The organism is Novosphingobium sp. (genome assembly GCF_040398825.1).
Lineage (GTDB): Bacteria > Pseudomonadota > Alphaproteobacteria > Sphingomonadales > Sphingomonadaceae > Novosphingobium.
Window position 1 is genome coordinate 35,662 of sequence record NZ_JBBATI010000035.1, and the last position, 8,123, is coordinate 43,784.

8 protein-coding genes are annotated in these 8,123 nt (G+C 59.9%); 5 read left to right on the forward strand and 3 right to left on the reverse strand.

Features of this window, described 5'->3' with window-relative positions; all coding sequences use genetic code 11:
* Positions 1–25: 25 nt before the first annotated feature.
* Positions 26–115: a K(+)-transporting ATPase subunit F gene (kdpF, locus tag ABWP89_RS15225; protein ID WP_353230334.1), complete on the reverse strand. Its 90-nt coding sequence runs from the start codon at positions 113–115 to the stop codon at positions 26–28.
* Positions 116–392: 277 nt separating this feature from the next.
* Between kdpF and ABWP89_RS15230 the strand changes: the two genes are divergently transcribed.
* From ABWP89_RS15230 to ABWP89_RS15250, 5 genes are all read left to right on the forward strand, one after another.
* Positions 393–1,415: an adenosine deaminase gene (locus ABWP89_RS15230; RefSeq protein ID WP_353230335.1), complete on the forward strand. Its 1,023-nt coding sequence runs from the start codon at positions 393–395 to the stop codon at positions 1,413–1,415.
* 233 nt (positions 1,416–1,648) lie between these two features.
* A complete protein-coding gene (locus tag ABWP89_RS15235) occupies positions 1,649–3,538 on the forward strand; it encodes an ATP-binding cassette domain-containing protein (RefSeq protein ID WP_353230336.1) in 1,890 nt (629 codons plus the stop codon).
* Between the two features lie 130 nt (positions 3,539–3,668).
* Complete coding sequence (locus tag ABWP89_RS15240; RefSeq protein ID WP_353230337.1) at positions 3,669–4,652, forward strand: DUF4238 domain-containing protein; 984 nt, start codon at positions 3,669–3,671, stop codon at positions 4,650–4,652.
* Between the two features lie 321 nt (positions 4,653–4,973).
* Positions 4,974–5,669 (forward strand): carboxypeptidase regulatory-like domain-containing protein, encoded by a 696-nt coding sequence (locus ABWP89_RS15245; protein ID WP_353230338.1) that lies wholly within the window; start codon positions 4,974–4,976, stop codon positions 5,667–5,669.
* A gap of 94 nt (positions 5,670–5,763) precedes the next feature.
* Positions 5,764–7,158 (forward strand): hypothetical protein, encoded by a 1,395-nt coding sequence (locus ABWP89_RS15250; protein ID WP_353230339.1) that lies wholly within the window; start codon positions 5,764–5,766, stop codon positions 7,156–7,158.
* An 86-nt stretch (positions 7,159–7,244) separates the two neighbouring features.
* Here ABWP89_RS15250 and ABWP89_RS15255 read toward each other — a convergent pair whose 3' ends face one another.
* A complete protein-coding gene (locus ABWP89_RS15255) occupies positions 7,245–7,628 on the reverse strand; it encodes a type II toxin-antitoxin system death-on-curing family toxin (RefSeq protein WP_353230341.1) in 384 nt (127 codons plus the stop codon).
* Positions 7,625–7,855, reverse strand: coding sequence for a hypothetical protein (locus ABWP89_RS15260; protein ID WP_353230342.1), 231 nt, complete (start codon positions 7,853–7,855; stop codon positions 7,625–7,627). Before ABWP89_RS15260 ends, ABWP89_RS15255 begins: the two co-directional genes overlap by 4 nt.
* Positions 7,856–8,123: the final 268 nt, after the last annotated feature.

Here is an 8,123-nt window from a genome sequence, read left to right on the forward strand (position 1 = left end):
TCATCGGACAGGTTCCTTTTTCATATCAGAATTTTTCAGGCCGCAGCAGCGCGACGATGAGATAGCCAAGCAGGCCAAGCGCGGTCACGCCGGCCAGGATGAGCGGGGGGGTCATGGCTGTTGGCCCTCCATCACGAAACGTCGCACAGGCGAACGAACCCCAGGGTCAGGAAAGTCAGGCCGGCCAGCACCGCCAGCCACGCAAGATCGGTCACAAGGCACCTCGATTGCAAAAGGGTGATGGCGGGCCGTGAAAGGCCGCCACCCGGATGCGCTGTGGGCCGATGTGCCGTTAAGGTTCCACGGCAAAGCCGGGGGGGCGCGTTAAGAACGCGTAAAGCCGGCACCACATTGCGGTGGATTGATCCGGTGCCCGCAGGCATAATGCTGCGATGACCGATCTCGACCAATTCATCACCGCCCTGCCCAAGGCCGAGCTGCACCTGCATATCGAAGGCAGCCTGGAGCCGGAGCTGATGTTTGCGCTGGCCCGGCGCAACGGGCTGGCGTTGCCGTATGCCGATGTCGATGCACTGCGCGCGGCCTATGCGTTTGGGAATTTGCAGGATTTTCTCGATATCTATTACGCTGGCGCGGCGGTGCTGCTGACCGCGGCGGATTTTCACGATCTTGCCATGGCCTATTTCACCCGCGCCGCGGCCGATGGCGTGGTGCATGCAGAGATCATGTTCGACCCGCAGACGCACACTGCGCGCGGGGTGCCAATGTCCGAAGTGATGGCCGGGCTGCTGTCGGCCATGGCGCAGGCAGAGGCGCAGTGGGGCCTGACCAGCTGTTTGATCCTGTGTTTCCTGCGTCACCTGACCGAGGCGGACGCCTTTGCCGCCCTGCATGAGGCGGAACCGTGGCTGGACCGGATCACCGCCGTGGGCCTCGATTCATCCGAACTGGGCCACCCGCCTGAAAAGTTTGCCCGGGTGTTCGCCGCCGCGCGCGCGCGCGGTTTGCGGCTGGTCGCGCATGCCGGGGAGGAAGGTCCGCCGGAATACGTGACCGGGGCGCTGGATGTGCTGCACGTCGATCGCATCGATCATGGCAACCGATCGCTGGAAGACGCAGGACTGGTGGATCGGCTGGTGAACATGGGCATGACGCTGACGGTGTGCCCGCTGTCCAACCTGAAACTGTGCGTGGTGGCATCGCTGGATGCGCATCCGATCGACCGGATGCTGGCGCTGGGGCTGCGCGCGACGATCAGTTCTGATGATCCGGCCTATTTCGGCGGGTATGTGGCGGACAATTACCACGCGGTGGCGGCGGCGCGCGGACTGTCACGCGCCGATCTGGCCACGCTGGCGCGCAACAGCCTGACCGGGTCGTTCCTGCCGGCCGACGCGATCGCGCGGCACTGCGCCGCGCTGGACGCATTTGTGGGTGGGGAAGGTACACGGTGACATAAGCACAAATACGCTTCGTCATTCCTGCGAAGGCAGGAATCCAGCTTCTTTTTTCACTTGTTGCACCAGGTAAACTGGATTCCTGCCTTCGCAGGAATGACGAAGTATTGTGGGCGGGCGGATCGTCGACGCTGCAAACCCGGCGCACCATCCCGCTTTTTTGCCCCCGCAGCAGATTTACCAAAAAAGCCGTTCCCACTTTTCGGCGCAATGCTTTAGGCGCCCAATCCATGTTGTCCATTTCCAATCTCACCGTGCGCCTTGGCGGGCGCGATATCATTTCCGGCGCGAGCGCGGCGATCCCCCCGCGCAGCAAGGTTGGGCTGGTCGGCCGCAACGGCGCGGGCAAATCCACGCTGGTGAAAACCCTGATCGGGGAACTGGAGCCCGATGGCGGGTCGGTCGATATGCCGCGCGGCTGTCGGCTGGGCTATATCGCGCAGGATGCACCCAGCGGCACGGTCACTCCGTTTGAAACCGTGCTGGCCGCCGATGCCGAACGCACGACCCTGCTGGCGCAGTCAGAGGTGGAGCATGATCCGCACAAGCTGGGCGATATTCACGAACGCCTGATCGCGATCGATGCCTATGCCGCGCCGGCCCGCGCCGCGCGCATCCTGTCTGGCCTGGGCTTTGACGAAGGCATGCAGGGCCAACCGCTCGATTCGTTTTCGGGCGGGTGGAAAATGCGCGTCGCGCTGGCGGCGCTGCTGTTTTCGCAGCCCGATGTGCTGCTGCTGGACGAACCGTCAAACCACCTCGATCTTGAAGCGACGCTGTGGCTGGAAAACTTTCTGAAATCGTATCCCGCCACGCTGCTGGTGATCAGCCATGAACGCGATCTGTTGAACACCGTGGTCGATCATATCCTGCACCTGCAGGGGGGGAAGCTGACGCTGTACCCCGGTGCCTATGATGCGTTCGAACGCCAGCGTGCGGAACGCGCGGCGCAACTGGCGTCGTTTGCCGCAGCGCAGGATGTGCAGCGCGCCAAACTGGCCGACTATGTCGCGCGCAACAGCGCCCGCGCCTCCACCGCGCGGCAGGCCCAGGCGCGCGCGAAAATGCTGGCCAAGATGCAGCCGATCGCGGCGGTGAGCGAAGATCCCTCGCTCAGTTTCGATTTTCCCGATCCCGATGAACTGCGCCCGCCGCTGATCACGCTCGATCTGGCCAGCGTCGGCTATGCCGACAAACCGGTACTGCGGCGTTTGAACCTGCGGATCGATCCCGATGACCGGCTGGCGCTGCTGGGCCGCAACGGCAATGGCAAAACCACGCTGGCGCGCCTGCTGGCGGCGCAATTGCCGGCGATGGAAGGATCGATGAACGCCAGCGCGAAAATGCGCATCGGCTATTTCACGCAATACCAGGTGGAGGAGCTGGCGGGGGATGACAGCCCGCTGGAACATATGACCCGCGCAATGCCCGGCGCCACGCAACAGGCGGTGCGCGGGCAACTGGGTCGCTTCGGCTTTTCGGGCGGGCGGGCCACATCGAAAATCGGCACGCTGTCAGGCGGCGAACGCGCGCGGCTGGCGCTGGCGCTGGTCACCCGCCACGCGCCGCACCTGCTGATCCTGGACGAACCGACCAACCACCTGGACGTCGATGCGCGCGAAGCGCTGGTGCAGGCGCTGAACACCTATAAAGGCGCGGTGATCCTGATCAGCCATGACCGCCACATGGTGGAACTGGCGGTCGACCGCCTGGTGCTGGTGGACGATGGCACCGCCAAGACGTTTGATGGCGCGATGTCAGACTACATCGATTTCGTGCTGGGCCGCAACCAGCCCAAGGGCGATGGCGACAAGGCCAAAGGCAGCAGTGGCAGCAAGGCCGACCGCAAGGCCAGCGCCCAATTGCGCGAGCAGCTGCGTGGCCTGAAAAAGAAAGTGATCGACGCCGAATCACAAATGGCCAAACTGAGCGCCGAAATCAGCGCGTTTGACCTCGCCATGTTCGAACCGGCGCGAGCACGCGCCGACCTGGCCAAACTGTCAATGGGCGAACTGTCGCGCCAGCGCGGCATTGCCGCGGCGAAGTTGCAGGAGGTTGAGGCGGGGTGGATGGCCGCGAGCGAGGTGTATGAGGCGGCGTTTGCGGAGGGGCAGGGGTAGGGAAGCGGGAAATTCGCTTCCAATCGCGCTGCAAATTTTGCGAACACTCCGGTACACTTTCAAATAATTCGGCAAGTGGGATTAACGTCCATCTATTCGAAAAGCATCTTCGGGCCGTTTTGCCTCGCAATTGTATATATTTTCCAAGGGGCGTTCAGTCATTGGCACCATCGCTAAGCTGTGGGAATCACCCGCTCTTGGCTTGAGAAGAGGCGCCAAAAACGGCATTCTTATTTTCGTGAAGCACCATTACGTCCCCCAATTCCTGCTGCGCCGCTGGTGTAATGATGGGGGTAAACTCCAAAGCTATAAAATTGTGAACGGGCGAGTCGCTTGCAAGGCAGTTGCACCGGAATATACCGGCTACGAGCATGCACTCTATGCTATTGTCGCCAATGCGCTTGGCATCGGTGAGGACCATCTTGAGCAAAAATTCTTCAGCCCCATAGACAGTAATGCTGCGGTCGCGCTCGCCAAGATCGAACGGCAAGAGGTGATCAGCCAGGACGACAAAATTGCCTGGGCCTTTTTCTTGAGTTCCTTGCGTATGCGCCAGCCCGATGTCCTTGCCCATTTGCGGACAGAGGGCATGGAGAAGTTGCGGAGGAGTCTTGCTGAACGCGATGCCGCGCTTCCGTCCGGTTGGCCAAGCACCGAAAGGTGGCTCGAAACTCATCATCCGGGCATGATGGAAGCCCACGCACTTACCTCTTGGCTTCCTCAAATGGTGTGCGACGATAAGATGACTGAACGGTTCGAAACGCTCAACTGGTGGGTGCTCGCATTCAAGCCGGAGGCGCCTAAGCTGCTCCTGTCAGACCTGCCCATTCATTGGGAAGGCGGAGTCGATACTGACAAGTTCTTTATCCAGATGCCGATCGCGCCTGATCGGATCTTTTTCGGAACTGCCGGCACGGAGACCGAGGCGAAACTCTTGAACGTTCCAAGCGCCGAGTTGATTCGTCGCGTCAATCGGGCGGCGCTCGCCTCCGCTTCGAACCGCATCTGGGGTGCCGACGCGCATGAGGGCCGTGCCTTCATTGAGACCAATCTTGACGTTATCGGATCTAATGTTGAACCCTTCGGTTTATTCGCAGAGCGGCATATTGCGTGACAGGATGCAGGCTAACTGGCGGAGATCCGGGGCTAGTCTTTGCAATTAGATGCTCAAAAGCAGTGGGCTCCCGGCTCAAGGCTGGGACGATGGAGTGGATGACACGATTTAATGGCTGGCGGCAGGCAGCGGGTGCGTGGTTGCATCTGGTACTGGGCAGGGGGCAGGCGGTGGATGGGCTTGCGCGAGGGCAGTCGGCCATTGATGCAATTTGGCGGACACCGCACTTTGGTGGCAATATCCGTCCGGCCGAAGACTCGTTTTTACATCGCTTTACAGAGGGCGATTTTCCGACTTAATTGATTTGGGGTGGTATCAGGATTGGAACCGATTCTCAAGGAGGCGGCGCAAGTTTCGTCAGGCTGGAGCCTGGCTGCTTTCGCAATGGCAATGCTGTTCTTTCTTCTGAACCGCCGGGTTAAATTTCGGGTGGCGGTCGTGGGCGCGATAGTCATTGCATTTCTTGGCGCTCTTCCGATCCTTGCCGATGCGTTTATCAAGCTTCACTCGGGCGATTCGATCTATCGTCTCCGGGTAACTGTAGTTGATCCGTCCGATAACCCGGTCGACAACGCAAAAGTGACAAACGACCGCGGTGGCGAAGCTAAGGCTGTGGCTGGCGGGTGGCAATTCGATATCCCGGCGTCCACCCGGGGTGATGGAAAAGTGACGGTCTATGCCCAGGACCCAGGCGCGTTCTGGAAAGGTAAAGCCTCGGTTGTGCTGGGTGATGATCTGAACCCTGCCACAACCGTGCGTCTCGCTGAGGATCAAAGTGCAAGTGTGAGTGGCCAGGTTTTCGACAGCAAGGGCCGGGCGCTGGCAAATGTGTCGGTAAGCACGCCGCAGGGAAAAGCTTCAACTTTAACAGACGCACAAGGCAAATTCACCCTGCGCGGTTTCCCAGCAGGCTCGCCGGTCAGGCTGCATTTCGAAACGAATGCGGGGCTCAACCTGGATCAGGATCTATTTGCGGGGGCCAGCAATCAATCAGTCAGGTTCAGCAAGGTGAGGTGAGTCGATCATGAGGCGCCTATCCACCAAAAATTCGACGCAGCTCCTTTCGCCAGCGTATCTCTTTGGCGCACTTATTGTATCGATTCTCGTTCCAATGCGCGCCCATGCGCAGGCGGTCACGATGCTGCCGGTTGTTGTGCAGAACTGCATGCGCAACGCAGCGATGCCAGGCGTCACGGTAGGCGCAAAGAATGGGGGATCGGGAATCTCCGAGATCCATGGCCATGCCAGCATCCCGTTGCCACGCGGGATGAAAGCGGGTGATCCGGTCTCGCTTGAGGTCTATGATCCAACTGATGTTGTGCTGCTTTTCCCCTTGCGTGGTGAAGGCGAGCATATCCCCTCCGGTGCCGGAAACTATGTCGAGATGCATGTCATCCGGACACGTGATTTGACTATGCTTCAAAATGCCGCTTGCTTGGCAGGTGTCATGGCCCTCGCTTCGCATCGCGCTACAGCACCACACCACAGCCGATCGACTTCACCAACCTTTTTCCAACTGGCTGCTTTCAGTCCTGATGAGCAAAATCAGGCTGCTCCGCTTGGTCTCATCAATTCCGCGGCTGCGGATCGGGTCGGCTTTTCAGTGGCACAGATTGAGGCAGCCATGGCGGCGTTTTCCTCGGACCCGTTGACGTGGAAATCCGTCCTGCTGACCGCCCAAATCGATTTTGGAAATCATGATCCGTTTAGCACCATACTTTCGTTCGGCAAAACCGACGTTGAATTTGGCATTGGCTGGTGGGGTCTACGTCGTGGCACATTGCAAACGCTTCTCCAGCAGATGCGAAACGCTGACCGCGCGCAGTTTGATGCCGCGATGGGCGACGGGCTACCATTTATCGAGAAACTCATTGCCGCCTCGGGTACAGACGCAATCGACATGGCGAACAGGGAGTTAGTTGATTCAGGCTCGTCTTCCCGCATCAAGGCGCTGTGGAATGAGCGCTTTGGCCAACTCGGGTCCAATCCGACGTTCCAACACATTCAATTCCAGAATCTGCAGCCTTGGGTTGACAAGGCGCGGGCGGTGACTGCGCAATACGGCCTTCGGTCGGAACGCGGCTTCGCTTTTGTGTATGATGTCCTCTACTCCAGAGGACGTGTTGCCGAATACGCACGCGTAAAGGCAGCCTTCGGGGGGTTCCGCGAGAAGTTCGGCCGCGACCCTGACGAAGCAGAAAAGCTGCTGTTGCTTGCTAACCTTGTCAAGTCGAGGCTTGGCGTCCATCGCCGCGATGAGTTGATTTCTCGGGCTTACGCTTTCGCCACAGGGCATGGCATAGTTTTTGGACGAGGCGTGGACCTGGACAGTGACGGCCTCGGGATGCGCGACATGAGGACAGGCAAGCCCATCGTTATTCGGGAGGACAAGTCAATCACCGAGAAACTGTTGCAAGGGTGGCTGCCTGACGGCGTTTTTGGGTCCCCCACAGATGCGCGACCGTCAACCACTTTGCCGCCGTCAACGCCACAGCCATCGACCTGAGCTCCGGAATTACCGTGGAAATTACCGTGGTGGAATTACCGTCAAAGGTGCGTAAACCTCTTAATGAACTCCCGCCGCCCAATGAACTATGCCTGGGCATCAAATGTCACATGGGCCCGCAACCACGGCGCAAGGTTTTCAAAGTTGAATGTGCCGGTCGTGTAAAGGCCGAGCATGAACGTTTCGGTGGCCGCTGCGCTTGCCTTCAGGCGCGCGCCGTTGATGGCGAGGAAGGTGTACGTGACGGCAAAGCCGGTGCGTTTGTTGCCATCGATGAAGGGATGATTTTGCGACAGGCTTTCCCACAGCGCCGCCGCTTCCTCGATCAGATCGGCGTAATAGCCGGTCTGGGGGCGGAACAGCGCGGCATCCAGCAGGCCGTGGTCGCGCACGCCCTGGCCGCCGCCATAGCGCGCGATCTGGTCTTCGTGGATAGTGAGCACTTCGACGGCGGTCAGATAGTCCGTCATTCAGCCAGCTTCTTATACAGCGGCGCAAAAGTGTCATGGCTGGCCTGATAGGCCGCCATGACATGCGCGCGGGGGCGCGCCTGTTTGCGCTTTTCCACCAGATCGGTCAGCGCTTCTTCGATCAGCGCCTGAATCTGCCGGCCTTCGGACCTGGCCAGATCGCGGACCTCGCGCAGGATTTCGGTATCGACCTGGGTCGCAAATTTTTCGCGCGGCTGGGACGCCATGACATACCTCCATCTTGATGCATCATGACATATCATGATGCATCAAGATGGATCAAGGGCCCGATTTGCGCGCAATAGCGCGCAAGCTGCATTTGCGGACTGGTTCGTAATGCCCTGAAAGCCCGCCCCCTCAGGGGGAGGGCCCGCGTGGGGGTGTCTGACGCTGCGATGGTGCGCAACACTTCGGGCGCGGGACACCCCTCCCCAACCCCTCCCCTCAGGGGCTAGCAGATTCACACATTGCGTTGGGCTCCGAGGAGGTCGCGCG

What these genes read in the sequence shown, in the direction of transcription:
- ABWP89_RS15230 (WP_353230335.1), top strand. Translation starts at nt 393, where the DNA reads ATGACCGATCTCGACCAATTCATCACCGCCCTGCCCAAGGCCGAGCTG.
- ABWP89_RS15255 (WP_353230341.1), bottom strand. Translation starts at nt 7,628, where the DNA reads ATGACGGACTATCTGACCGCCGTCGAAGTGCTCACTATCCACGAAGAC.
- ABWP89_RS15235 (WP_353230336.1), top strand. Translation starts at nt 1,649, where the DNA reads ATGTTGTCCATTTCCAATCTCACCGTGCGCCTTGGCGGGCGCGATATC.
- ABWP89_RS15250 (WP_353230339.1), top strand. Translation starts at nt 5,764, where the DNA reads ATGCGCGCCCATGCGCAGGCGGTCACGATGCTGCCGGTTGTTGTGCAG.
- kdpF (WP_353230334.1), bottom strand. Translation starts at nt 115, where the DNA reads ATGACCCCCCCGCTCATCCTGGCCGGCGTGACCGCGCTTGGCCTGCTT.
- ABWP89_RS15260 (WP_353230342.1), bottom strand. Translation starts at nt 7,855, where the DNA reads ATGGCGTCCCAGCCGCGCGAAAAATTTGCGACCCAGGTCGATACCGAA.